The following is a 23071-nucleotide window of genomic DNA, read 5'->3' on the forward strand; positions in this document are numbered from 1 at the left end:
CGTGCGCGGCTTACCCCATCACGACGTTCGCGAGCCGGAACTGATACGCGGTCGCAGTCGTGCCGCCGCCGCCGCCCGTCATCACGATGTCGGCACTCTTGATCCCGAGCAGCGACAGTTCGGTGTTGATGTCGGACAGCACGGCCGAATTCATCACCGCGCCCTGTTCGATCTGCGACGCGGTGCCGATCCACAGCGTCGGCTTGAACTCGAACACGGCCTTCTGGCCCGGCACGATGCCGGTCTTGTGCGCGAGCAGCCGGTTGTCCTTGAAGACCGACGCGGTGATCGCCCCATGGCTCAGGTCGTTGCGCAGCTGGATCTCGCGCGACGTCGGCGCCGGGCCGGCCAGCGCGAGCACGTTGCCCGACGTCGAGCGCGACACGTTGAAGAGCTGCCCGTTGTCCGCGCGCTTTTGCGGCATGTAGTTCCCGTCGGCATCGCTCGCGGAGACGGTCGTCAGCAACGGGAACACGAACGGATGGTTGTCGCCGCGTCCGCAGTTGGTGATGACCTTCCACGCGATCGCGAGCTCGTCGAAGTCCGTCGACACGTTCTTCTGGAAGATCACGATCTGGCTGTTGTTGACGTCGTTCGACAGGTTGACGAAGTTGAGATTGATGTCCATGAGTCACCTTGATTCGATTCGGATAACTGATTGATAGGGCGCCGGCCATGCGTTGCCGGCGCACGAACCGTTACGCCATCACCACGTTTTCCAGCCGGAACGTGAACGGCAGCGAGCGCGGGCCCGGGCCGCCGCCGGTCATCACGATGTCGGCGCTCGCGATGCCGAGCAGCGACAGTTCCGTGTTGATGTCGGAGATCACGGCGGAATTCATCAGCGCGCCCTGTTCGATCTGCGACGCGACGCCGATCCAGATCGTCGGCTTGAACTGAAACACGGCCTTCTGGCCCGGCGCGACGGACGTCTTGCGCGCGAGCGCGCTGCCGTCCTTGTAGATCGTCGCGTTGATCGCGCCGGCCGGCAGGTCGTTGCGCACCTGCACCTCGGCGCTCGCGCCCGGATCGCCGCCGAGCTGCAGCACGTCGCCCGAGCTGGAGCGCACGACCTGGAACACCTGGCCGTTGTTCGCGGTCTGCTGCGGCATGTAGTTGCCCCAGCTGTCGCTCGCGCTCACGCTCATCGTCATCGGGAACTTGAACGGATGGTTGTCGCCCTGGCCGCAGTTGCGGATCACCTTCCACGCGATCGCGAGTTCGTCGAAATCGGTCGCCACGTTCTTCTGGAAAATCACGATGCTCGAGTTGTTCGCGTCGTTCGAGCGGTTGATCAGGTTCAGTTGGATATCCACGTCGTTGCTCCTTGAGTTTGAAAAAAACGGCAGTCGGTCTGCCGCACACCTTTCCCGCCGGCCCGGCCGTGAAGCCGTGCCGTCAAGCCGGTCCAAACCGTGTCGGCGGCTTTACGCACGCACGATGTGCTCGAGCGCGAACGCGAACGGCTGCGCGTCGGCGCCGGTGCCGCCGCCCGTCATCACGATGTCCGCCGCGGCCACGCCCGCCAGCGGCAGTTGCGTGTTCGCGCTCGACATCGCCGCCGCGTGCAGCGCGCAGCTTTCCTGCACCTGCGACGCCACGCCGATCCACAACGTGGGCGTGAAGCGGAACACGGCCTTCTGCCCGGGCGCGACCGCTTCCTTCACCGCGATCAGCCGGCCCGCGCTGAATGCATTGACGTTCACCGCGCCGCGCCGCATCCGGTTGACGACCTCGATGTCGCCGCCCGCTGCGTCGGCCGGGTCGGGCACGAGCCGGCCGCGTCCGGTCGGCTGCGGGTCCACGACGAAGCGCACGCCGGCGGGCGCCGTGACGCGCGGCGAGAAGTTGCCGTGCTCGTCGCCGAGCGCGACGTCGATGTCGGTCGAGTAGTCGAACGGGTGAAAGCAGTCGCGTCCGCAGTAGCGAATCACCTTCCACGCGATCGCGAATGCGTCGAGATCGGGGATCACGTCGCGCTGGAACAGCACGACTTCGCTGTTGCCGCGGTCGTTCGAGCGATTGATGAAGCGCAGCTTGATGTTCATGGTGCTTGCTCCTGATCGGGCGTGCCGCGTTCGTCGCGCAGCGTGCGGTCGGCCCACTGCGCAAGCGCGGGCGGCACGCCGTTCGCGAGCGACGCGACGTGCAGCGCATGCGCACGCGCCTGGGCCTGCAGGTCGCCGGCGAAGCGGCCGAGCGCCATCGCGGCATCGGCCGGCCCGCGCGTGCGGCCGAGATCGTCGAGGTATTGCGCGGCTGCATCCGCCATCGCGCCCGCATGCTGCAGGTGGCTCTGCGTGAAGCGCGTGGCGAGATCCGCATTCAGCGCCGCCAGCTCCTTGACCGCGGCAGCCGAACTGCCGAGCCCGAGCCGTTCGAGCTGGCCGCGCCACAACGCGTCGGTCGCGGCCTGGCAGGTATCCGAATAGCGGTGGCCGGCGAGCAGCGCGGTGTGCGCGAACGCGCGCCACGCGGGGGCGCCGGGCGTGCCGCCGGGGCTGGTCGTCTGCGCGGCGAGCTTGCCGAACAGCTGGAGCGCGTCGGCGTGCGCGCGTTCCCATTGGGCGATGAACGTGGAGAACATGGCGATTCCTCGTGATGAAGGCGCGATGAAGGAGCAATGACGGCGCGATGGCGGCCGGGACGCGATTACTGACGCGCGGCGCCGAGGCGCTGCACCATCCGCATCACGGCGGCCATCTGCGGCGCGTCGCGGCGGTAGAAGCCCGGGTTGAGCGGATTGGCGCTCGTATAGCCCCAGAAATCCCAGCAGCCGAGCGGATTGACGGCCGATTTCTCGACCTGCGGATAGAGCACGATCAGCCGGTTCGTATCGGCGATCTCGTTGTAGCCGACGCCGCGAATCATCCGCTCGCCGACCGTCGCGACGTTCTGCACGCAGCCGTGGAACACCACGTGCACCGCGCATGTCACGCGCTCGCAATCGGCCGGCACGTACGCATAGCCGGTATCGCCGAGCGACGCGGCGCGCCGCGGATCGAACGCGCGCTGGTCGAACGCCAGCAGCTTGCCGCCTGCCTGCGCGGCCGGCGGATTGAGCGGCTTGTCGGGCGTGCCGTAGATCCAGCGCACGATGTCGTGCGCCTGTTCGAAGCCGCAGTTGTCGATATACGGGCTCGCGTTCGCGCTGCACGCGTTGTCCTCGGGACGGTTCGTGATGAACGCATGCCCGGCATCCGGCGATGCGCGGTACTGGAGGTTCGCGGCCGGCACTTGCGCGAGCGTGTAGAAGCGCGCGGTCTGGTCGACGACGCGCGTCGACACCACCGTATCCTTCGCGCCGCTGAACACGTAGATGCGCTGGCTGCGCAGCGCGGCCGGATCGTCGATCTCGCCACGCTGCGCGAAGGTGCGCGCGGCGCGCCATGCATCGGCCGCGGACGGTGCGGGGCCGATCGGCTGCATGCACAGCGTGGCCGCGGCCACGGCCGGCGGGATCAGTGCGTTCACGCCCGCGCAATAGAACGGGCCTCCCGCGACGATGCCCGCGCCGATCAGCCGGCTCGAGAACGCGACGTCGAACTGCGCGGCCATGAAGCCGCCGGACGACAGCCCCGACACTGACGTGCGCTGCAGGTCGGCCGCATAGGCGGGCAACGGATCGGCGGAAGCGGCGACGGCTTGCGGCGCGACCGAAGCCACGGCGGCCGCGGCGGCGAACGCGACGCAGACGGTGCGCAGCGCACTGCGCATGGCGAGCGAAACGGCGAAGCGTGGCGGCGTCGTGCGGCCGGTCGAGCGAGTGATGTTCATGCGAGGCTCCTGTTGTCGTGGCGAATGGCGGATGACGAATCGTTGTAACGGATCGGGTACGGCAAGACCGGACTTCAGCGACGGTTTCAGCTTACGGGTACGCGACGACTTGCGAAATGGCGCGAACGGCATGCGCGGCGACCCGTGACGTTCGGCCGGTGCGGCGTCACGGCGCTCATGACAGAAACAGCGCGCGCTCGGCCTGGCGGCGCTTCGTGAGCCCCGCGAGCGGCTTGCCGCCGGCCTTGTTCCAGACGAGGAACTGGTCGGCCGCACGCGTGCGCGCGCCGGCGTTCAGGTAGCGCAGCAGCGTCGACGAGCGCAGCCGTCCCGCGCCGAGATTGAAGACGAACGACATCAGCGCGTCGAACTGCTGCTGCGTGACCGGCACGTGCAAAAGCTTGCGCAGGTTCAGCTCGGCGCCGCGCAGGTCGCGGCGCAGCAGCGCCTCCGCTTCGGCGGGCGTGAGCGGGCGCGTGAAGCGCTCGTTCGGCAGGATCAGGTGCCCGTAGCCGATCGTCGGCTTGCCGACCGCGTCGAGATAGCGCGCGAGGCGCAGCCCCTCGAACTGCTTGATCAGCGCGATGCCCTGCGCACCGGTGCGTTCAGGCTGGTTCGCCATCGTCGTTCTCCTTGCTGCCCGGCCGTGCGCGCGGCACCAGGCGATGCGTGTATTCGTCGATCACGCGCATGATCGCTTCGGGCGGCGCGAGCGCCACGAACTGCATTTCGATGTCGATATGCTCGGTGTCGCGCTGCCGCGCGTTGCCCTGCGCGTCCTTTTTCGGCGAACGCGGCGCGAACGTCACGTAGAAGCGGCTGCGCTGGTCGTCGTCGCCCGCGACGCCGCCGGCGGGCAGCGCCTCGGTGAAGTCGCCGCGCACGGTCAGGTGCACGATCATCCGGTCGAGCGCGAGCCCGCGCGGCGTGGCGAGCGCGACGAGCGGCACCGGCATCGTGTGCTCAGCATCGAGCGCGACCGTGACCTCGCGCGGCGCGAGCAGGCCGTCATCGCGCAGGTCGAAGAACTGGTCGAGCACGGCCGTGTACTGGTGCGCGAGCAACTGGTTCGCGGCGGCGGCGGCGTGCTGCATCCCGCGCGCGATCTCGTCGAGCGCGATGCCGCGCGGCGGCGGGCGCGCGTCGTCGGCCGGCATGCCGGGCGAAGGGGCGGGTGGCGCTGGCGGGGACGGCGGCAGGCCGCCGTTGGACGCGCCGGGCGCGGTGGCCGGCGCGTCATGCGTGCCCGGTGCGGCGCCGGCCGGCCAGCCGGCGCCATCGGGCGGCACGTGGCGCGCCGGATCGGCACCTATCGCCGCCGGTGCGGCGGCACCCGCGCCGGCATTGCCCGCTGCCGGCGCGGCCGGCGGCGGGACCGGCCCGTCGGGTTCCTGCCGGGCGTTGCCGCCGCCCGGACGCGGATTCCGGTCGTCGTGCGTGCCGCCGCCCGCGCGGCGCGACCGTCTGAAGAGCCTGAACATGGCCGGTCCACGCGCTTACGCGTGCGCCGGCTGCCGGGCATCCGCACCGGCAGCGGCCGGCGCGGCCGCGCTGCCGCCCGATCCGGACGCGTCGCCGACCAGCTTGCCGTCGGTCGGCGTCGCCGGCAGCGGCTTCACGTCCTTCGCGTTGCCTTCGGTGACCACCGGCTTGGTCGCGGCTTCGGTCAGGAAGTCGATCACGCGCATCAGCGCTTCGGGCGGCGACTGGCGCTTCACCTGCGTATGGATCGAGTATTTCGCGCGTGTGTCGGTGCTGCGCGTCTGCTCCGCCTTGTGCGACACGCGCCCCGACACGCTCACGCTGATCGGCCCCCAGCCGAGCTTCGCCTGGAATTCGCCGCCGGCCTCGGTCGACGACGACGCCTTCTCCGACTGCGTGATCTCCATCTCGAAGTCGATCGTGCCCTCCTCGATCGCGATGATCGGGTGGACGATCGCCGCGAGCAGCGGGATGCGCATGGTCTTCTGCACGACGCCTTTCGACACGCCGCTTTCGTCCACCAGCGTCTCGTCGTAGTCGAACTGGACGGCCACGGCCTTGCCGCCCTGGATGCAGACCTGCATCAGGAAATCCGCGTAGCTCTTCGCGGCCTGCGTCTGCGCGCTGATCATCGCCTTTAAAGGGCCGGCGATCATTTGGTCCATGGGTAAAGCGTTAATGACCGAGCCGATGAAATTCGCGTCCATGAATAAACTCCTCTTCGTGTCGAAGACAACGGAAATTCGCTGTCGTTATTCACGTTAGGAAATTTAAAACGGTTACCCAATATGACGTCCGTCACGGCCGGCGGCCCGGGCCGGCCCGCGACGGGCATCGGCGCGCGTGGCGGGGGCCCGGCGCGGACGAATTAGGCCATTCGTCACGGAGCGACGGGCCTAGTGCGCGGTGCGTGAAACAGCGGTAAAAAAACGCCGGGTGGGGAAGTAAAAAAAAACAAACCGAGCAGCCCGATTTCGAGGAAACCGCGCAATGAACGTTCTAATGATCGATAGCCCGCCGTTATTCGTCGCGGGTGTAGCGGACGTACTGTGTAAACGCGATGTCAACTGGCATGTGTGGTCGGCTCGCTGTCCCGAGGACGTCTTGCGCCTGCGCGATGCGTTGCTGCCCGAGACGGTGGAGGCAATCACGATCGAATGCGACGAGCACGCCGCGCGGCCGAGCTGGCCGAACGTGCTGCACGAGACGTTCGCCGGCGCGCCGTGGCTGTGCGTGGCGACGGCCGTGTGCCGCCGCACGATTGCCGATGCGCTGCTGGCGGGGGCGGCCGGCATCATCGACCGGCACGCGAGCGCCGACGAGTTCGCGGATGCGCTCGGCCGGGTGGCGGCCGGTGCGATCTACGTGCCGCCGAACGACGGCGGCGCGACGCAGGCGCGCCCGGGCGGCCTGCCGGCCGGCGACGATCGCGCGTTCGAGCGCCTCACGCCGCGCCAGCGCGACGTGCTGCGCCTGTTGGCCGAAGGCAAGTCGAACAAGCAGATCTGCCGCGTGCTGAACGTCGCGGAGGGCACGATCAAGAATCATCTGTATGCGCTGTTTCGTCAGATCGGCGTGAGCAACCGGACCGAGGCCGCATTGTGGCTCGCGCGCCACGTGTCGTCCGAACCGGCGGCATTCGCGTTCGCGCCGGTCTGTAGTTCGCCCGGCTGACGCGGGCCGCGGCCGGCCCCGGTGTGTGCCAGCATCCGGTGTCGCGCTGCGTTGAAGGTCGTACGGCCGGGGGCCGGGGTGCCCGGGCCGATCATCGGTAGCGGTGAATCCGCGTGGCCGAGTACATGGCACGCGTGTGGCCGCGTGCGCAGCGGAAGCGGTGAACGGGGCGCGGGCCGCGCAGGTCGCGCGTCCCGTTCGGTGGCGCCCGTCGACAGCGGGCGCCGGCGTGCTTACGCGACGTGCGCGACGCCGTATTGCGACGACAGATAGCGTCGGATATCGGCCGGCGAATCGATGAAGCGGCGGCCGTCGTGTTCGCGAATCGCGACCGCGTCGTCCTTCGGCGTGCGCCCGTCGCCGAGCACGAGCACCGGCGCCGACTGGTTGTCCGCGCCGATCAGCGCGACGATCGGCTGGCGCGGCCGCGGCGCGTCGATGTACTCGACCGCGACGGCCTCGCGCAGCTGCGGATAGAAGCTCAGCAGCCCTTCGACGGCGACCGAGTCGCCGCAGTAGAACGGACCTTCGGAGTCCTTGAAAAAGCCCGGACGGAGAATGAACAGCGTGTCTTTCATGATGATCTCGCTATCGGTGGTGGTCTAACGTTGAAGAAAAGAAGCGGCCGCAGGTGGCGTCGTCAGATTTCAGGCTTCCGCGAGCGAGGCCGCGGCCGCGCGCATTCTCGCGAAGCCGGCGTCGAGGTCGGCGATCATGTCGTCCGGATGCTCGAGCCCCGCGTGAATGCGCAGCAGCGGGCCGGCCGCGTTCCATTGCGTCGCGGTGCGCTGGCGCGACGGATTCGACGGGATGATCAGGCTTTCGAAGCCGCCCCAGCTGTAGCCCATGCCGAAGCACGTCATGCCATCGAGCAGCGCGCGCACCGCATCGTCGGGCTGCGGATGCAGCACCAGGCCGAACAATCCGCACGCACCCGTGAAGTCGCGCTGCCACAGCGCATGGCCGGCGTCGCCCGGCCGAGCCGGATACAGGATCTGCGCGACTTCCGGCTGCCGCGCGAGCCAGTCGGTCAGCACCTGCGCATTGCGCTGATGGCGTTCGAGGCGCACCGACAGCGTGCGCAGCCCGCGCAGCGCGAGATACGCATCGTCGCCGCTGACGGTCATCCCGAGCTGCCGGTAGCAGCGCGTCACCTGCTGCGCGAGCGCTTCGGTCGTCAGGATCACACCCATCAGCACGTCGGAGTGTCCGGCGATGTATTTGGTCGCCGCGTGGATCGACACGTCGATGCCGTGCGAGAACGAGCGGAAATTCAGCGGCGTGCCCCACGTGTTGTCGAGCAGCACGACCGCGCCGTGCTGGTGCGCGACGCGGCAGATCGCGGGGATGTCCTGCACCTCGAACGTCAGCGAGCCCGGCGATTCGGTAAACACCGCGCGCGTGTTCGGCCGCATCAGCGACGCGATGCCGGCGCCGATCGACGGATCGTAGTAGGTCGTCTCGATGCCGAGGCGGGCGAGCGTCTCGTCGCAGAACGAGCGGGTCGGGTCGTACACCGAATCGGCCATCAACAGATGATCGCCGGGATTCAGCACCGCGAGCAGCGCGGTCGTGATCGCGCTGAGCCCGCTCGGCGTCAGCAGCGCGGCATGTGCGCCTTCGAGGCGTGCCAGCGCCTTTTCGAGCGCCCGCGTGGTCGGGCTGCCGTGGCGTCCGTACGCGAGCGGCGTGCCGCGCACGGCGTCGAGCGCGTCGGTGCCGTGAAAGAGCAGCGTCGACTGGCGGTACACGGGCGGGTTCACCGGCGAGCCGGGCTGGCCGTGCGAGCGGCCTTCGTGAGCGAGCAGGGTGTCGGTCGAATGCAGGGGATTCAAGATGTCGTCCTTTGAAGTTCAGTCGAATCGGAGCGAGGCCGTCGCGCGGTCAGTGCAGGATCTTGTCGAGGAAGTCGCGTGCGCGTTCGGAGCGCGGCGCGGCGAAGAACGCATCGCTCGCCGCATCCTCGACTACCGCGCCCTGGTCCATGAAGATCACGCGATGCGCGACCTTTCTCGCGAAGCCCATCTCGTGCGTGACGCACACCATCGTCATGCCGTCGCGCGCGAGCTCGACCATCACGTCGAGCACTTCGTTGATCATCTCGGGGTCGAGCGCGGAAGTCGGCTCGTCGAACAGCATCGCGACCGGGTTCATCGACAGCGCGCGCGCGATCGCGACGCGTTGCTGCTGCCCGCCGGACAATTGCCCCGGATACTTGTTCGCATGCGCCTTCAGGCCGACGCGATCGAGCAGCTTCATCGCGTTGTCGAGCGCTTCGTCCTTGCGGCGGCCGAGCACCTTGACCTGCGCGAGCGTCAGGTTGTCGGTGATCGACAGGTGCGGAAACAGCTCGAAATGCTGGAACACCATGCCGACCCGCGCGCGCAGTTGCGCGAGTTTCGCGGCGGGATCGCCGAGCCGCATGCCGTCGACGACGATGCTGCCTTTCTGGAACGGCTCGAGGCCGTTGATCGTCTTGATCAGCGTCGACTTGCCGGAGCCCGACGGCCCGCAGACGACGACCACTTCGCCTTTCGATACCGCCGCGCTGCATGCGGAAAGGACCTGATGCTTGCCATACCACTTGGAAACGTTGTCGAGCGTGATCATGGGTTGTCCGTGGTTGAGGTTCGGGTTGAATGACATGCGCGGGCTCAATGCGTGGACGGCAGCGACAGACGCGTTTCGACGCGGCCCTGCAGCCGCGTGAGCAGCGTGCTCAGCACCCAGTAGAGCGCGGCGGCCGCGAGGTACAGCGGCAGCGGCTGGAACGTCGCGGCGATGACTTCCTGCGTCGAGCGCAGCAGCTCGGTGACGGTGATCACCGACACGAGCGACGTGTCCTTGATCAGGCTGATCAGCGTGTTGCCGAGGCTCGGCACCGCGAGGCGCAGCGCTTGCGGGCAGACGATGTAGCGCAGCGTCTGCACGTGCGTGAGGCCGAGGCTGTGCGCGGCCGCCCATTGCCCGCGGCCGATGCCGAGGATCGCGCCGCGCATGCTTTCCGACAGGTACGCGCCGGCGTTGAGCGTCAGCGTGAAGATGCCGGCCGTCGTCGGATCGAGCGTGATGCCGAGATCGGGCAGCCCGTAGTAGACGACGAACATCTGCACGAGCAGCGGCGTGCCGCGCATCAGGCTGACGTAGCCCTGCGCGAGACCGGACGCGAGCCGGTTGCTGCCGATGCGCATGATCGCGACCACGAGCCCGACGACGAGGCCGAGCGCCATCGACGCCACCGCGAACTTCAGCGTGAGCAGCGCGCCCTTCACCATCACGGGCAGGGTATGAATGACCAGATCGAGTGCTTCCATCGCGTGTCTCCTGATTGTGTGTCGTGTGCCGCCGATGTTTCGGCGGGCCCGCGCGTTCGGATGCGCGGGCGCGTGACGGCTGCGTTATTGCGCGACCGGCCGCGTCGTGTCGGTGCCGAACCACTGCATCGAGATCTTCTTCAGCGTGCCGTCCTGCTGCAGCGACGCGACAGCGTCGTCGATCGCCTTCGCGAACTTCGGATTGCCCTTGCGGAACGGGATGCCCATCCGGTCCTCGCCGCCGGCGAGCACGGAGCCGGGCCGCAGCGGCAGGTGCGAGTTCTTGATCAGATAGCTGAGCATCAGGCGGTCGTTGACTGCCGCGTCGATACGTCCCGCCGCGAGGTCGCGCAGGTTTTCCGGCGTGCCCGGATAGACCTGCAGATCGATCGCGGGCACCGTCTTCACGAGATCGACGTAGTTGCTGCCCATCGTCACGCCGACCTTCTTGCCCTTCAGTTCGTCGAGCGACTTGAACGCACGCGTGTCGTTCTGGCGTTGCAGCAGCTGCGCGGACGAATACACGTACGGCATGCTGAAGTCGAGCGCCTGCTGGCGCGACGGCGTGATCGCGACCTGGTTGACGATCACGTCGAACTTGCCGGCCTGCAGCCCGGCGAGAATGCCGCTCCATTCGGTCGTGACGAACTGCGGCTTCACGCCGAGCCGCGCGGCGACCGCCTTTGCGACGTCGACGTCGAATCCTTCGAGTTGTCCTTCGGCATTGCGGTAGTCGAACGGCGGGTAGGTGCCTTCGAGTGCGATCTTCAGCACGCCGGCCTGCTTGACGGTGTCGAGCAGGTCCGCCGCGTGCGACGCCGTGGCCGCCACGCAGAGGAGGGCGGCGGCGAGGCCTTGCTTGAGCGTCGGGGTGAAGGGCTTCATGGTTGTCTCCGGGTGTTGTCGAAACGTCGTTGTCGAAATTTTTGGGCGTACGTATCCGCGGCGACGGGTGGTGTCGCCGTGGGCGGGAAGCAGGCCGCAGTGGAATGCGGCGCGGGAAAGGTGCGGCGAGGGACGGCGAGAGGGCGCGAGCCGTTTGCCGCGATGCGTTACGGCATGCGTTCGCGCACGGTGGCGTAACGGTGCGCGGCGAAGAGTTCAAGCATCGTGTTCATGAGTGCCCGTGCGGCTTGCGAGTGGGGTAGACCGGCTGCATCGTCGATGCGTATCCGGTGACGCAAATGCTGAACGACTGAGGGCAATCTTAGATTTGTCAAAAAGGAAAGTGCTTCCAAAAATGCACGGACTTTCCACGCGGCGTGGAATGTTTTTCTCCGTGCATCGAACACGGTGCAGGCGATCTGCTGCGGTTGCACGCGATGTGCAGCATCCGGTGCTACGGCGTGCTCGAACGGTTGCGCTGAGCACCACCGCCGAAAAGCAAAACGGCCACACATGCCGGTAGCGGCAAGCGTGGCCGTTGGCGTCCGATCCGTCGAACGCGGCGCGAAGGCGCGTGCGTGTTACTCGAACGTTTCGAGCGCGAGCAGTTCGCCGATCGTCTGCCGGCGGCGGATCAGCCGCGGCGTGCCGCGATCGACCAGCACTTCCGGCGCGAGCGGCCGGCTGTTGTAGTTCGAGGACATCGATGCGCCGTACGCGCCCGCATCGTGCAGGAACAGCAAGTCGCCGATCTGCGGTTGCGCGAGCTTGCGGTGCGTGACCACGCCGCCCGCGTCCTGTGTGAACACGTCGCCGGATTCGCACAGCGGCCCCGCGATCGCGATGTCGACGAGCGGCCGGCCGGCCGGCAGCGCGCCGTCCGGCGCATGCACGGACACCGCGTGGTAGCTGCCGTACATCGACGGCCGCATCAAATCGTTGAAGCCCGCATCGATCAGCACGAAGTCGTGCTTCGGCCGGTGGTTCACGGCCTGCACTTCGGTGACGAGCGTGCCGGCCTCAGCGACGAGGAAGCGGCCCGGCTCGATCTCGATACGCACCGCATGGCCGAGATGCCGTTCGATCCGCTTGCGCGCGGCATCCCACTGGCTGAAGTAGTGGCCGACGTCCACGCGCGGCTCGCCGTCGCGATACGGAATCGACAGCCCGCCGCCGGCGGAAATCGCTTCGATGTCGTGGCCGAGCGACGTGACGAGGTCGACCATCGCGTCGCACACTTGCGACAGGTGGCCATAGTCGACGCCCGAGCCGATATGCATGTGGATGCCGACCAGCTTCAGCCCGTACTGGCGCACGATCTCGATCGCGCGCGGCACGTCGTCGATCCAGATTCCGTGCTTGCTCTGCGGGCCGCCGGTATTGGTCTTGTTGCTGTGGCCGTGGCCGAAGCCGGGATTCACCCGCAGCCACACGCGATGGCCGGGCGCATGCTCGCCGACGCGTGCCAGCATGTCGAGCGAGCCGGCGTTCACGGTCACGCCATGCTTCAGCACGGCGGCGAGCGTCGGGCGGTCGATCAGGTCGGCCGTGAATACGACGCCCTCCGGATCGCCGGCAGGACTGAACCCGGCTGTAAGGCTGCGCTCGATCTCGCCGAGCGACACTGCGTCGACGCACACGCGTTCGTCGCGCATCAGCTTCAGGATATGCAGGTTCGAGTTCGCCTTCTGCGCGTAGCGGATCACGTCGAACTGACGCAGTTGGGCGATGCGGTCGCGGATGACGTCGGCGTCGTACACCCACAGCGGGGTGCCGTATTGCTGCGCGAGCGTCGCGAGCTGGCGGGAATCGAGGGACATGGCGGAGGAACCGGAGCGAATGAACGGATAGCCTGAATGATGCGCCTGTTCGTCTATCCAGTAAAATGCCTGATTATCGACATTCGATTCATTCCTGATATAGGCGGTCATGCTCACACACCGGCACATCGAGGTCTTCCGCGCGCTGATGGTCACCGGCAGCACGACGCGTGCGGCCGAGATGCTCTATACGTCGCAGCCCACGATCAGCCGCGAGCTCGCGCGGATGGAGCAGGTGATCGGCTTCGCGCTGTTCGAGCGCTCGCATGGCCGGCTGCGGCCGACGATGGCCGCGCTCACGCTGTTCGACGACGTGCGGCTCGCGTATGTGGGGCTCGAGCGTGTCGCGGCGACGGCCGCGCGGCTGCGGGAGTTTCGCGACGGGCAACTGTCGGTGATCGCGCTGCCGGCGTTTTCGCATGCGATCCTGCCCGGCGCGTGCCGGCGCTTTCATGACGCGCATGCGGGCGTCAGCGTGTCGGTCGCGACGCAGGAGTCGCCGGTGCTCGAAGAGTGGCTGACCGCGCAGCGCTACGATCTCGGGCTGACCGAACACGACGTCGCGCCGGCCGGCACCGTGCTCACGCCGCTGCTCGAAGTCGACGAGGTGTGCGTGCTGCCCGACGGCCATCCGCTGCTCGCGCGGCGCGCGATCGATCTCGCGGATCTCGCCGATCGTCCGTTCGTGAGCCTGTCGCTGAACGACCCATACCGGATCCTGATCGACGAGGCGTTCGCGCAGCTCGGCGTCGCGCCGCGTTCGGTGGTCGAGACGCCGTCGGCCGTGTCGGTGTGCGCGTTCGTGCGGCAGGGGCTCGGCGCCGCGATCGTCAATCCGCTGACCGCGCTCGATTTCGTCGGGCGCGACCTGCACGTGCGGCCGCTCACGCGCTCATTTCCGTATCGCGTCAGCGTGATCGTGCCCGAGCACCGGCCGAAGAGCCTGCTCGTCGACGCATTCGCCGATGCGCTGCGCGGCGAAGCGAAGGCGATTCGCGAACGGCTCGCCGCGCTGCCCGGCTGACGCCGGCCGTATGATGGGCGTTTCGCCGCACACGGCGTCCTCCTCCTCGTCACCTTCACGGCAACGGAACCCGTCATGACCGACGCTTCATCTCCTCTCGAACAACCGACGCTTACCGGCGAGCGCATCGTATTGCGGCCGCTCGACGCATCCGACCGGCAGGCGCTGCTCGAGGCCGCGGCGGACGGCGAACTGTGGAATCTGAAGGTCACGGTCGTGCCGGGCGAAGCCACGGTCGACGCCTATATCGACACTGCGTTGCAAGGCCGCGCGGCCGGCACGGTGATGCCGTTCGTGATCGTCGAGCGTGCGTCGGGCCGCGCGATCGGCAGCACGCGTTTCTGGAAAATCGACCGCAAGAATCGCAAGCTCGAGATCGGCCATACGTGGCTGAGCGAATCGGCGCAGCGCACGCGCGCGAATACCGAAGCGAAATGGTTGTTGCTCGCGTACGCGTTCGACACGCTGCACTGCGTGCGCGTGCAGTTCACGACCGACGAACTGAACGAGAAGTCACGCGCGGCGATTCTGCGGCTCGGCGCGAAGCAGGAAGGGATCGTGCGTCACGAACGGATCATGCCCGACGGCCGCAAGCGCAATTCGGTGCGCTTCAGCATCATCGATGACGAATGGCCTGAGGTGAACGAGCGGTTGCGGGCGAAGCTCGCGACGTAACGCGAAGCGTGCCGCAGGCGTCGCGCCGCCGGAGAGGGGAACGGCGACGCGACGAGCGGGAAGCGGAGTGCCGCGCGGGTTGCGCGGCGGGTTATCGCATGACTGGCGTGACCGGCGTTACTGCGCCGATGCGAGGTGATGGCGTTGCGCGAGCTTCTGCGCTTCCGCGTAGTGGGCCTGCAGGATCGGCAGCGACTGGCGTGCGACTTCCTTCAGCTTCGTGTCGCGGCCCGATGCGATTTCGGCCTGGAATGCCGAGATCGTTTTCTGCTGGCCGGCGAGCGCGACCTGCTCGATGTACGCCTTGTCGAATTCCGCGCCGCGCAGCGTCTTGATGCTGTCCAGCACGGTCGTGTCGGGGTCGTTGGCCGGCACGTCGATGCCGCGCGGGCTGGCCGCGCGCATCGACTGGATGATCTTCGCATCCTCGGTCGACACGCGTTGCGCGAATGCCTTCACCTGGCTGTCCGACGTGCGCGAATCGGCGATGCGTGCGGCGTCGCGCTGCGTCGACACGGTTTTCGTGCCGTCCGTGATGAAGGTCTGGTCGGCTTCGTGGATGCGCGTTTGCGTGGCGGCGGTCGGTGCGGCCGGCGCCGGTTGAGCGGTTTGCGCGGTCGCCGTCACGGCGACGAGAAGCAGGCCAGCGGCAGACAATGCAAGGCGCGAGATTTGGGGAAAGCGGTTCATGGGACCTCCTGTCGATCGGGGCTCTGATTAATGGGCGGATCGCGTGATCCGCGGCTGTGCGAGAGACCGGGCGCGCCCGGGCCGGACTCGTTCGCCGCTCTGCCGCGGCGGCGTTCGAAGTGTTTCCCGGCCCGACTGATTCTAGGAGAGCGCTCCCGTAGCAGGTGCAACCGCGCTGTGGTTTGTGTAACGGTTGGTAAGACCAATCGAGCGGTGTGCGCGCGGACAGGTAGTGCGTACCTGCTGCGTGCGTCGTGGCGGCAATTTTTGCGTGCGCGATGCGCATACAATGGATGCGATGTGCGCACGTGTCATCGGCGTTTCATCGATCGGTGTTTCATCGGCTTGCGGGCAGGGTATCGGGTGGGTGCGTCGCGATGCGTCGAATCAGAGCGCGCCATTCACACCACACCGTCAAACGCGATCGAGCAGTGCGTCGAGACGCGGCAGCAATGGCGTCGCGCAATGCGCCTGCAACGCGTCGGGGGCCGTGTAACCCCATGCGACGCCCTGGAATGCGATGCGCGCACGGCGCGCCGCTTCGGCATCGCGGATTTCATCGCCGACATACAGCACGTCGTCGGGCTGCATGCCGGCTTCGCGCACGAGCGCGCGCAGCCGGCGCGCCTTGCCGAACAGCGGAATGCCGCAGGCGAATGTATCGACGCATCGGCTCGCGTGCGGGCCGAGCCGGTCGCGCACGATGTCCTCGGTGTTCGACGTGGCGATTGCGATGCGGATGCCGCGCGCGGCGAGCGCGTCGAAAGTTGCGTCGACGCCGGGGAACAGCTTCACGTGCGCGATGCGCGGCCGCATCAGCCGACGCATGTCGATCGTCACGCGCGGCACTTTCCACATCGGCACCTCGAGCGCGCGGATGATCTCGCGCGCCGACATGCCGCGCAGTGCGGGGCGCAACTCGGGCGTCGCGTCGCGAAAGCCGTGCATGCGCGATGCCTCTGTGAGCGCCGCGAGAAAGCAGTCGAGCGAATCGGCGAGGGTGCCGTCGAAGTCGAACGCGATGAGTCGATAGGGCATGAAGTGATGCGGCAGGTTCATCGAGTCGCCGACGATATCACCGAATCGAGCCTCGTTGGCTGGGCGATGGGTTGCGCATGATGCGGGTGATCGGCAGCAGGAAGGTGGAGCGACTGACGCTACGCGTAGTGATAGCGGCAGGACACGATGCTGATCTGCAGATCGTCCGCTTCGTAGACGAGACGGTTCGTATCGCCGATGCGGCGTGACCAGAAACCGGACAGATTGGCCTTCAGCGGTTCGGGTTTGCCGATGCCTTCGAACGGCGTGCGTTGGGCTTCGCGAATGAGCTGGTTGATGCGCTTGAGCGTCTTGCGATCTTGCCCTTGCCAATAAACGTAGTCGTCCCACGCGTCGGAAGTAAAGAGCACGCGGCGTACGCTCATTCATCGTCCTCCGCCAGCTTGTGCTCTTTCGCCTTGCCCTTGCGCAATTGCGCAATCGAGCGTTCGAGGTGGGCGACGTTGGCCGGCGAGCGGAGCAGGTGAACGGTCTCCATCAGGCTGTCGTAGTATTCCTGCGACATGATGACGGCGTTCGGCGCGTCGCGACGTGTGATGAGCGTCACGTCCGCGTCGTCGACGACCTGGTCGATGACCGTCTTCAGATTGCCGCGGGCATCCGAAAAGTGAATCGTGCGCATGATTGATTCCACTTGTACTTTAAACTGTACAAGTATAGCATGGGTGAGTTTGTTGTGCAGTGTGTTGTACATGTTGATCTCGGCCTAGCTTGTCGCCCACCCCGCGCCGCGCTATCGTTGCTGCTCCGTCCGACCCGACCGGAGAGCCGACGTGCCTGCAGCCCCATCCGCCACGCTGAGATTTTCCACCGACAAACGCGAACTCGACATCGACGCGATCTTCGATTTCCTGCATCGCGACGCGTACTGGTCGCAGGGCATTCCGCGCGACGTCGTCGAGGGGGCGATCGACGGCTCGCTGTGCTTCGGCGCGTATGTCGGCGACCGGCTCGTCGGGTTTGCGCGGCTCGTGACCGATCACGCGACGTTTGCGTACCTGTGCGACGTATTCGTGCTGCCGGCCGACCGCGGCAACGGCTACGGCCGCGCGCTGATCGATCACGTGTTCGCGCAGCCGATGGTGCAAGGCCTGCGCCGCATCATGCTCGCGACGACCGATGCGCACGAGCTGTACCGGCCGGTCGGGTTCGGGCCGCCCGCGAATCCCGAGCGGCTGATGGAGATTCGCCGCCCCGACATCTACGCGAAGCGCTGACGCGCAGCGAGCGCATACAATACGCGCTTTCGTTTTTGCCGAAGGAAAGCAGATCATGACCGAACAGGAAGCCGAACAGCTCGCCACGCATCGTCACTACAAGGGCGGGCTGTATCGCTACATCGGCGTCGCCCGTCACTCCGAAACCGAGGAATCGGTGGTCGTGTACGAGCATCTTTGGCCGCATGCGCGCGGCCTGTGGGTACGCCCGGAAGCGATGTTCAACGAGAACCTGCCGGACGGCACCCCGCGTTTTCGCAAGCTGCGCGACTGAGCGGTAGGCGGCGGCTGGCAACGAGCGCGTCGCCGCACACGCGGAAGCGGCAAGCGGCAAACCCCACGCGCATCGCCGCCGCTCGGCGCTCCGCATGAATCCGCCAGCCTCAAGCGCTGGCCAGCGCCTTCGTCAATTCGGGCGGCGCGTGCGCGACCGTCACGTCCGGCGTGCCATGCCACGCCGCCAGCCGCTTCACGGCCTTCGCGACGTCGGCCGCCATTCCCGTGCCGAACCGTACGCCCGGCTCGACATGCACGGCCTTCAACTCGAACGTGCCGAGCACGCGATGCGCTTTCGCGTCGACGCGCCCGATCAGCCGGCCGCGATGCAGCACCGGCAGGCAGAAATAGCCATAACGCCGCTTGTGCGCCGGCGTATAGCACTCGATCGTGTAGTCGAACCCGAACAGCGCCGACGCACGCCGGCGGTCCCACACCACCGGATCGAACGGCGACAGCAGCGTCGTGACCGTCGAGCGCAGCGTGTCGGCCGCGGCGGCCGGCAGCAGCGCTTCGAGCGAGCGATGCACGTAGGCAGGCTCCTTCCAGCCGGCGATCTCCACCGGAATCAACTCGCCCGCGCGGGCGAGGTGCTCGAGCTCCGCGCGGTACGAACGGCGCGGCAGCCGGTAGTAATCGGCCACCCAGTCCGCGCGCACGATGCCGAGCGCGCGGCACGTGTAGTCGAGCAGCGCGGGCAGCACAGCGTCGTGCGGCGGCAGGTCGCGCGCATCGTCCCAGCCGGGCAGCACGCGCTCGCGCACGTCGTAGATGCGCTGGAAATTGCGGCGTTCGGACACCATCAGCTCGCCGGTCGTGAACAGCACTTCCAGGTGTTTCTTCTCGGGCTTGCGATCCCACCATCCATTGCCCTTCACGCCGTCTTCGCGGATGAAATCCGCCGACCGCACCGGGCCTTCGTCGCGAATCCGCGCGAGCAGCCGTTCGATGTCGGCGCGGTTCTGTTCGTGCCATTCGGCCGCGTATTTCCAGCCCATCCCCGACGGATCGAGCATCTTGTAGCGCATCAGCCCGAACTGCTCGATCGGCAGGAAACACGCTTCGTGCGACCAGTATTCGAACAGGCGTGCCTCGGCGAGATGCTCGTCGAGCCACTGCGGGGCGAAGTTGCCGAGGCGGCTGAACAGCACGAGATACGGGCTGCGCGCGACGACGTGAATGGTATCGATCTGTAACTGCGCCATCCGGCGGATCGTGTCGAGCACGTCGGCCTTGGTGGCCTTGCGGCGGGGCGGGGTCAGCAGGCCCTGCGCGGCGAGATGCAGCGCGCGGGCGGCGGCAGGCGAAAGCGTAAGCATCGGAGCGGCGGCTGAGGGTGACGGTCGGGCACCACTTTAGCGCGAAAGCGGCGCACATGTGCGGCCCGCACGCGCGCAGCGTCTGACAATGCTTGACAGATGCGCGGCGCGACTTTCCCTATAGTGGGACATGGCGCGACGAATGATGCGCGCAACGATTCCGCTTCCGACGCACATATGTCCATGGCACGCAGGAAGCAGATCCGGGATTCTCAATCCCCAACGAGAGACCCGGAGCCCTGAGCGGACATCCATACGGCCACGCACCGGCCCCGTGTGGATGTCCGCTGATTTTTTTGGTTTTCCGGTTTCTTTAGCCGCCTGCCCGTTCCCGCCCGCGTTGCCCGTTCATTGCCGCTTGCCGCGCGCGACTTCGTCGCCGGCGCCGGGCGGCAGCCGCCGCGTGATCGGAATCGACGCGAACGAACACAGCCCGACCACGACGAACGCGGGCCAGAAATCCGACCACACCATCGTCTGATGGCCCTGCAGCCAGTGCGATACGTGCAGCACGAGGCCGGCGACCGTCACGCCGAGCCCGAGCGACATCTGCTGCACGACGCTACCGAGGCTCGTCGCGCGGCCCGCGTCGGCCTGCGAGATATCCGCGTAGATCATCGAATTCAGGCTTGTGAACTGCAGCGCGGGGAAGATGCCGCCGACCAGCACGATCATCCAGATCGCCCAGGTGGGCATGCCCGGATGGAACACGCCGTATGCGGCGATCGCGAGGCCCGCGAACGCGGCGTTGTAGATCAGCACCGTGCGAAAGCCGAAGCGGCGCAGCGTATGGGTGGCCGTCGAGCGGCTCACCGCGCCGCCGAGCGCGGATGCGCACGTGATCAGCCCGGAGTGGAACGCGCTCATGCCGAGGCCTTCCTGCAGCGCGAGCGGCAGCAGGAACGGCACCGCGCCGAGGCCGATGCGGAACAGCGACCCGCCGACCACGCTCGCGTGGTAGGTCGGAATCTTCAGGAAACTGAGGTCGAGCACCGGCCGCTCCTTGCGGCGCGCGTACGGCACGTAGAGCGCGAGCATCACCGAGCCGGCCGCGCACATCATGAGCGCGTTGCCGCGCGACGTGAGCGAGCCGTCGATCAGCGTGAGGCCCATCAGCAGCAGCGCGGCGCCGCTCGCCGACAGCAGGAAGCCGAACCAGTCGAGCGGGCCCGGGTCGGGCTCGTGCGTGTTCGCGATGTGCTTGCTGGCGACGTAGATCCCGTAGATGCCGATCGGCACGTTGATGAAGAAGATCATCCGCCAGTGCAGGTATGTCGTGATGAAGCCGCCGACGAGCGGCCCGAGCGTGGGCCCGAACAGCGCGGGAATCGCGAGGTAGTTCATCGCGCGCACGAGATCGGAGCGCGGCACCGCGCGGAAGATGATGATCCGGCCGACCGGCACCATCATCGCGCCGCCGACGCCCTGCACGAAGCGCGCGAACGTGAGCACGCCGAGGGAGTTGGAGGCCGCGCACATCAGCGAGCCGACGACGAAGATGCCGATCGCGGTGCGGAATACGGAGCGCGCGCTGAAGCGGTCGGCGAGCCATCCGCAGATCGGGATGAAGACGCCGAGGCCGACCACGTAGGCCGTGATCGCAATGTTCAGTGTGACGGGATTGTGCCCGAAGTCTCTCGCCATCGCGGGGAGTGCGGTGACGATGATGTTCGCGTCGACGCTTTCCATGAACAACGCACAGGCAACGATGAGCGGTGCTAGAAAGACGGGCGACATGAGCAGGGCGCGCGGTAAAGACGCCATTATGCCCACAATGTGGTCGTTGCGTCACGTGACGCAACGCCTGTTTCGCATGTTGCAACAGTCGTTCCTGTTACGGTGTGCGGCAAAAGAGACGACTGCGGCGCATGACATCACCGATGGCGCGCGGGCGCGGGCCCGGCCGCGAAACTTGCGTGCGATGCGCGTTTCGTGCGACAGTCGAAACTCATCTGCGACATACAACGACGCGCATCGATCGATGGCCATCGAGACGAGCGCGCGCGCGAACGAGACCCCTGCCGATCCACTCATCATAGAAAGGAGGGGACACGTCATGACGTCACGTCGTGCCGCATCGATCGCATCGCATCCGGCTTCACACTCGCACTCGCATTCATTCGCGCCCGCACCGCGCATGCGCTGGGCCGCCGTCCTGGCCGTCGCGTACCTCGCTGTCGCCGGATGCGCGGCGCAAGCCGACAGCGCGAACCACGCGGCCGCGCAGGCGGCCGCCCAGCCGGCCGTGCCTGCCTCGGCGGCGCTCGCGAATCCCGCCTCCGGCGGCACGCTGCTGCCGCCGCCGAGCCAGCTCTACGGCGACCTGTTCGTCGCGGTGCAGACCGCGCAGCTCTATCCCGACCAGAAGACCTTCGTCGATGCCACGCCCGATACCGATCCCGCGACCATCGTCCAGTTGTATCAGCAACAGAAGTCGCAGCCGGGCTTCTCGCTGAAGGCGTTCGTCGACCAGCACTTCACGCCGCCGCCGGCAGGCGGCGTCACGCCGCCCGCGAACCAGACGCTGCGCCAGCACATCGACTGGCTGTGGCCGCAGCTCACGCGCACCAGCACGACGGTGCCGCCGTACAGCTCGCTGATCCCGATGCCGAAGCCGTACGTGGTGCCGGGCGGCCGCTTCCGCGAAGGCTACTACTGGGATACCTATTTCACGATGCTCGGGCTGCAGGTGTCGGGGCGCGAGGATCTCGTCGACGACATGCTCGACAACTTCGCGCATCTGATCGACACGATCGGCCACATCCCGAACGGCAACCGCACGTACTACGCGAGCCGCTCGCAGCCGCCGTTCTTCGCGTACATGGTCACGCTCGCCGCGCAGGCCGAGGGCGACAAGGTCTACCAGAAATACCTGCCGGCGCTGCGCAAGGAGTATGCGTACTGGATGCAGGGCGAAACCACGACGCCGCGCGGGCAGGCCGCGCGCCACGTGGTCGCGATGCCGGACGGCGCGGTGCTGAACCGCTACTGGGACGCGAGCGACACGCCGCGCGACGAGTCGTATCTCGAGGACGTGACGACCGCGAAGGCCGTACCCAATCGCCCCGCGAACGAGGTGTACCGCGACCTGCGCGCGGGCGCCGAAAGCGGCTGGGATTACAGCTCGCGCTGGTTCGGCGACGGCAAGATGCTCGCGACGATCCGCACGACGTCGATCGTGCCGGTCGACCTGAACAGCCTGATGTTCCATCTCGAGGCGACGATCGTGAAGGGCTGCGCGGTCACGCACGACATCGCGTGCGTCGCTGACTTTTCCGCACGGGCGGGCCGCCGCGCGGCCGCGATCAACCACTATCTGTGGAATCGTCACGGCTATTACGGCGACTACGACTGGCAGTTGCGCAAGCCGCGCGACGGCGTGACGGCCGCCGCGCTGTATCCGCTGTTCACGAGTGTCGCGTGGCCCGAGCGCGCGAAGGCGACCGCGCGCGAGGTGCGCAAGACGCTGCTGCAGCCGGGCGGCCTCGCGACGACGACCGAGAACACGGGCCAGCAGTGGGATGCGCCGAACGGCTGGGCGCCGCTCCAGTGGATCGCGATCGACGGGCTGCGCCGTTACGGCGACCCGGCGCTCGTGAAGGACATCGGCACGCGCTTCCTGACCGACGTGAAGCATGTGTATGCGACGGAAGGCAAGCTCGTCGAGAAGTACGTGGTCGAGGGGGCCGGCGCGGGCGGCGGCGGGGGCGGCGAGTATCCGCTGCAGGACGGCTTCGGCTGGACCAACGGCGTCACGCTGAAACTGCTCGGGCTGTATGGCGAGTGACGGGGCGCGTGCGTCGCGCGCTGGCAGTTGAATGCACAACGGGCCGGCGCGCCGCGCAAGCGGCAGTCCGGC

At 67.3% G+C, this 23071-nt stretch carries 27 protein-coding genes; 6 read left to right on the forward strand and 21 right to left on the reverse strand.

Annotation, left to right across the window (positions count from 1 at the left end; translation table 11 throughout):
- Positions 1 to 10: 10 nt before the first annotated feature.
- The 8 genes from SB771_RS16970 to SB771_RS17005 all read right to left on the reverse strand — a co-directional run bounded on the left by SB771_RS16970 (position 11) and on the right by SB771_RS17005 (position 5966).
- A complete protein-coding gene (locus SB771_RS16970) occupies positions 11 to 628 on the reverse strand; it encodes a hypothetical protein (protein ID WP_175658924.1) in 618 nt (205 codons plus the stop codon).
- Between the two features lie 70 nt (positions 629 to 698).
- Positions 699 to 1316, reverse strand: a complete 618-nt coding sequence (locus SB771_RS16975) for a hypothetical protein (protein WP_165753505.1) — start codon at positions 1314 to 1316, stop codon at positions 699 to 701.
- 111 nt (positions 1317 to 1427) lie between these two features.
- Complete coding sequence (locus tag SB771_RS16980) at positions 1428 to 2048, reverse strand: hypothetical protein (protein WP_175658925.1); 621 nt, start codon at positions 2046 to 2048, stop codon at positions 1428 to 1430.
- On the reverse strand, positions 2045 to 2587 hold the full coding sequence (locus tag SB771_RS16985) for a hypothetical protein (RefSeq protein WP_175658926.1): 543 nt from the start codon (positions 2585 to 2587) through the stop codon (positions 2045 to 2047). The genes SB771_RS16980 and SB771_RS16985 overlap by 4 nt, the downstream gene beginning before the upstream one ends.
- Positions 2588 to 2652: 65 nt before the next feature.
- Complete coding sequence (locus tag SB771_RS16990) at positions 2653 to 3777, reverse strand: poly(3-hydroxybutyrate) depolymerase (RefSeq protein WP_175658927.1); 1125 nt, start codon at positions 3775 to 3777, stop codon at positions 2653 to 2655.
- A gap of 175 nt (positions 3778 to 3952) precedes the next feature.
- Positions 3953 to 4399 carry a lysozyme gene (locus SB771_RS16995; RefSeq protein WP_011659244.1) on the reverse strand — a complete coding sequence of 149 codons (447 nt, stop codon included), beginning with the start codon at positions 4397 to 4399 and terminating at the stop codon, positions 3953 to 3955.
- Entirely contained in the window at positions 4383 to 5258 is an 876-nt protein-coding gene (locus tag SB771_RS17000) for a DUF2589 domain-containing protein (RefSeq protein ID WP_244096769.1), read from the reverse strand. The genes SB771_RS16995 and SB771_RS17000 overlap by 17 nt, the downstream gene beginning before the upstream one ends.
- A 15-nt stretch (positions 5259 to 5273) precedes the next feature.
- Complete coding sequence (locus tag SB771_RS17005; RefSeq protein WP_175658928.1) at positions 5274 to 5966, reverse strand: DUF2589 domain-containing protein; 693 nt, start codon at positions 5964 to 5966, stop codon at positions 5274 to 5276.
- Positions 5967 to 6249: 283 nt separating this feature from the next.
- Here SB771_RS17005 and SB771_RS17010 point away from each other — a divergent pair, with 283 nt between their 5' ends.
- The gene (locus tag SB771_RS17010; RefSeq protein ID WP_175658929.1) at positions 6250 to 6933 is read left to right on the forward strand and encodes a helix-turn-helix transcriptional regulator; all 684 of its coding nucleotides are present in this window, start codon (positions 6250 to 6252) and stop codon (positions 6931 to 6933) included.
- Positions 6934 to 7166: 233 nt separating this feature from the next.
- Here SB771_RS17010 and SB771_RS17015 read toward each other — a convergent pair whose 3' ends face one another.
- From SB771_RS17015 to lysA, 7 genes are all read right to left on the reverse strand, one after another.
- Complete coding sequence (locus tag SB771_RS17015) at positions 7167 to 7511, reverse strand: DUF3088 domain-containing protein (RefSeq protein ID WP_175658930.1); 345 nt, start codon at positions 7509 to 7511, stop codon at positions 7167 to 7169.
- Positions 7512 to 7580: 69 nt separating this feature from the next.
- Positions 7581 to 8768, reverse strand: coding sequence for a cystathionine beta-lyase (gene metC / locus SB771_RS17020; RefSeq protein WP_175658931.1), 1188 nt, complete (start codon positions 8766 to 8768; stop codon positions 7581 to 7583).
- 49 nt (positions 8769 to 8817) lie between these two features.
- Positions 8818 to 9543, reverse strand: a complete 726-nt coding sequence (locus SB771_RS17025) for an amino acid ABC transporter ATP-binding protein (RefSeq protein WP_041491502.1) — start codon at positions 9541 to 9543, stop codon at positions 8818 to 8820.
- Between the two features lie 44 nt (positions 9544 to 9587).
- Positions 9588 to 10247 (reverse strand): amino acid ABC transporter permease, encoded by a 660-nt coding sequence (locus SB771_RS17030; RefSeq protein WP_011659235.1) that lies wholly within the window; start codon positions 10245 to 10247, stop codon positions 9588 to 9590.
- An 84-nt stretch (positions 10248 to 10331) separates the two neighbouring features.
- Entirely contained in the window at positions 10332 to 11132 is an 801-nt protein-coding gene (locus SB771_RS17035) for a transporter substrate-binding domain-containing protein (protein ID WP_165753498.1), read from the reverse strand.
- A 167-nt stretch (positions 11133 to 11299) separates the two neighbouring features.
- The gene (locus SB771_RS17040) at positions 11300 to 11566 is read right to left on the reverse strand and encodes a hypothetical protein (protein ID WP_175658932.1); all 267 of its coding nucleotides are present in this window, start codon (positions 11564 to 11566) and stop codon (positions 11300 to 11302) included.
- A gap of 147 nt (positions 11567 to 11713) precedes the next feature.
- Complete coding sequence (gene lysA / locus SB771_RS17045) at positions 11714 to 12952, reverse strand: diaminopimelate decarboxylase (RefSeq protein WP_175658933.1); 1239 nt, start codon at positions 12950 to 12952, stop codon at positions 11714 to 11716.
- Positions 12953 to 13061: 109 nt separating this feature from the next.
- On the opposite strand from lysA, the gene SB771_RS17050 reads away from it, so the two are divergent.
- Positions 13062 to 13976: a LysR family transcriptional regulator gene (locus SB771_RS17050; protein WP_012366512.1), complete on the forward strand. Its 915-nt coding sequence runs from the start codon at positions 13062 to 13064 to the stop codon at positions 13974 to 13976.
- Positions 13977 to 14051: 75 nt separating this feature from the next.
- Positions 14052 to 14651, forward strand: a complete 600-nt coding sequence (locus SB771_RS17055) for a GNAT family N-acetyltransferase (RefSeq protein ID WP_175658934.1) — start codon at positions 14052 to 14054, stop codon at positions 14649 to 14651.
- A 117-nt stretch (positions 14652 to 14768) separates the two neighbouring features.
- On the opposite strand, the gene SB771_RS17060 is transcribed toward SB771_RS17055, so the two are convergent.
- The 4 genes from SB771_RS17060 to SB771_RS17075 form a co-directional block, all read right to left on the reverse strand.
- On the reverse strand, positions 14769 to 15341 hold the full coding sequence (locus SB771_RS17060; protein WP_011659229.1) for a DUF4142 domain-containing protein: 573 nt from the start codon (positions 15339 to 15341) through the stop codon (positions 14769 to 14771).
- 414 nt (positions 15342 to 15755) lie between these two features.
- The gene (locus tag SB771_RS17065; protein WP_105830446.1) at positions 15756 to 16379 is read right to left on the reverse strand and encodes an HAD hydrolase-like protein; all 624 of its coding nucleotides are present in this window, start codon (positions 16377 to 16379) and stop codon (positions 15756 to 15758) included.
- 119 nt (positions 16380 to 16498) lie between these two features.
- Positions 16499 to 16765, reverse strand: coding sequence for a Txe/YoeB family addiction module toxin (locus SB771_RS17070; RefSeq protein WP_175658935.1), 267 nt, complete (start codon positions 16763 to 16765; stop codon positions 16499 to 16501).
- Positions 16762 to 17022, reverse strand: a complete 261-nt coding sequence (locus SB771_RS17075) for a type II toxin-antitoxin system Phd/YefM family antitoxin (RefSeq protein WP_012366507.1) — start codon at positions 17020 to 17022, stop codon at positions 16762 to 16764. Before SB771_RS17075 ends, SB771_RS17070 begins: the two co-directional genes overlap by 4 nt.
- Before the next feature lie 151 nt (positions 17023 to 17173).
- On the opposite strand from SB771_RS17075, the gene SB771_RS17080 reads away from it, so the two are divergent.
- Positions 17174 to 17617 (forward strand): GNAT family N-acetyltransferase, encoded by a 444-nt coding sequence (locus SB771_RS17080; protein ID WP_175658936.1) that lies wholly within the window; start codon positions 17174 to 17176, stop codon positions 17615 to 17617.
- A gap of 55 nt (positions 17618 to 17672) precedes the next feature.
- Complete coding sequence (locus tag SB771_RS17085; protein ID WP_006751720.1) at positions 17673 to 17891, forward strand: DUF1653 domain-containing protein; 219 nt, start codon at positions 17673 to 17675, stop codon at positions 17889 to 17891.
- A gap of 109 nt (positions 17892 to 18000) precedes the next feature.
- Here the strand turns inward: SB771_RS17085 and SB771_RS17090 are convergent, their stop codons facing one another.
- Together SB771_RS17090 and SB771_RS17095 are read right to left on the reverse strand one after the other, a co-directional pair.
- On the reverse strand, positions 18001 to 19212 hold the full coding sequence (locus tag SB771_RS17090; RefSeq protein WP_175658937.1) for a winged helix-turn-helix domain-containing protein: 1212 nt from the start codon (positions 19210 to 19212) through the stop codon (positions 18001 to 18003).
- A gap of 348 nt (positions 19213 to 19560) precedes the next feature.
- Positions 19561 to 20949, reverse strand: a complete 1389-nt coding sequence (locus tag SB771_RS17095; RefSeq protein WP_175658938.1) for an MFS transporter — start codon at positions 20947 to 20949, stop codon at positions 19561 to 19563.
- Positions 20950 to 21268: 319 nt separating this feature from the next.
- Between SB771_RS17095 and treA the strand changes: the two genes are divergently transcribed.
- Positions 21269 to 22999, forward strand: coding sequence for an alpha,alpha-trehalase TreA (gene treA / locus SB771_RS17100; RefSeq protein WP_175658939.1), 1731 nt, complete (start codon positions 21269 to 21271; stop codon positions 22997 to 22999).
- Positions 23000 to 23071: the final 72 nt, after the last annotated feature.

This window comes from Burkholderia sp. SIMBA_051 (assembly GCF_046534915.1).
Lineage (GTDB): Bacteria > Pseudomonadota > Gammaproteobacteria > Burkholderiales > Burkholderiaceae > Burkholderia > Burkholderia ambifaria.

Excerpts from the sequence above, each read along its gene's own strand:
- SB771_RS16970 (WP_175658924.1), bottom strand. The coding sequence starts at position 628 with ATGGACATCAATCTCAACTTCGTCAACCTGTCGAACGACGTCAACAAC.
- SB771_RS16980 (WP_175658925.1), bottom strand. The coding sequence starts at position 2,048 with ATGAACATCAAGCTGCGCTTCATCAATCGCTCGAACGACCGCGGCAAC.
- SB771_RS16985 (WP_175658926.1), bottom strand. The coding sequence starts at position 2,587 with ATGTTCTCCACGTTCATCGCCCAATGGGAACGCGCGCACGCCGACGCG.
- SB771_RS16990 (WP_175658927.1), bottom strand. The coding sequence starts at position 3,777 with ATGAACATCACTCGCTCGACCGGCCGCACGACGCCGCCACGCTTCGCC.
- SB771_RS16995 (WP_011659244.1), bottom strand. The coding sequence starts at position 4,399 with ATGGCGAACCAGCCTGAACGCACCGGTGCGCAGGGCATCGCGCTGATC.
- SB771_RS17000 (WP_244096769.1), bottom strand. The coding sequence starts at position 5,258 with ATGTTCAGGCTCTTCAGACGGTCGCGCCGCGCGGGCGGCGGCACGCAC.
- SB771_RS17005 (WP_175658928.1), bottom strand. The coding sequence starts at position 5,966 with ATGGACGCGAATTTCATCGGCTCGGTCATTAACGCTTTACCCATGGAC.
- SB771_RS17010 (WP_175658929.1), top strand. The coding sequence starts at position 6,250 with ATGAACGTTCTAATGATCGATAGCCCGCCGTTATTCGTCGCGGGTGTA.
- SB771_RS17015 (WP_175658930.1), bottom strand. The coding sequence starts at position 7,511 with ATGAAAGACACGCTGTTCATTCTCCGTCCGGGCTTTTTCAAGGACTCC.
- SB771_RS17025 (WP_041491502.1), bottom strand. The coding sequence starts at position 9,543 with ATGATCACGCTCGACAACGTTTCCAAGTGGTATGGCAAGCATCAGGTC.
- SB771_RS17030 (WP_011659235.1), bottom strand. The coding sequence starts at position 10,247 with ATGGAAGCACTCGATCTGGTCATTCATACCCTGCCCGTGATGGTGAAG.
- SB771_RS17035 (WP_165753498.1), bottom strand. The coding sequence starts at position 11,132 with ATGAAGCCCTTCACCCCGACGCTCAAGCAAGGCCTCGCCGCCGCCCTC.
- lysA (WP_175658933.1), bottom strand. The coding sequence starts at position 12,952 with ATGTCCCTCGATTCCCGCCAGCTCGCGACGCTCGCGCAGCAATACGGC.
- SB771_RS17050 (WP_012366512.1), top strand. The coding sequence starts at position 13,062 with ATGCTCACACACCGGCACATCGAGGTCTTCCGCGCGCTGATGGTCACC.
- SB771_RS17055 (WP_175658934.1), top strand. The coding sequence starts at position 14,052 with ATGACCGACGCTTCATCTCCTCTCGAACAACCGACGCTTACCGGCGAG.
- SB771_RS17060 (WP_011659229.1), bottom strand. The coding sequence starts at position 15,341 with ATGAACCGCTTTCCCCAAATCTCGCGCCTTGCATTGTCTGCCGCTGGC.
- SB771_RS17065 (WP_105830446.1), bottom strand. The coding sequence starts at position 16,379 with ATGCCCTATCGACTCATCGCGTTCGACTTCGACGGCACCCTCGCCGAT.
- SB771_RS17070 (WP_175658935.1), bottom strand. The coding sequence starts at position 16,765 with ATGAGCGTACGCCGCGTGCTCTTTACTTCCGACGCGTGGGACGACTAC.
- SB771_RS17075 (WP_012366507.1), bottom strand. The coding sequence starts at position 17,022 with ATGCGCACGATTCACTTTTCGGATGCCCGCGGCAATCTGAAGACGGTC.
- SB771_RS17085 (WP_006751720.1), top strand. The coding sequence starts at position 17,673 with ATGACCGAACAGGAAGCCGAACAGCTCGCCACGCATCGTCACTACAAG.
- SB771_RS17090 (WP_175658937.1), bottom strand. The coding sequence starts at position 19,212 with ATGCTTACGCTTTCGCCTGCCGCCGCCCGCGCGCTGCATCTCGCCGCG.
- SB771_RS17095 (WP_175658938.1), bottom strand. The coding sequence starts at position 20,949 with ATGTCGCCCGTCTTTCTAGCACCGCTCATCGTTGCCTGTGCGTTGTTC.
- treA (WP_175658939.1), top strand. The coding sequence starts at position 21,269 with ATGACGTCACGTCGTGCCGCATCGATCGCATCGCATCCGGCTTCACAC.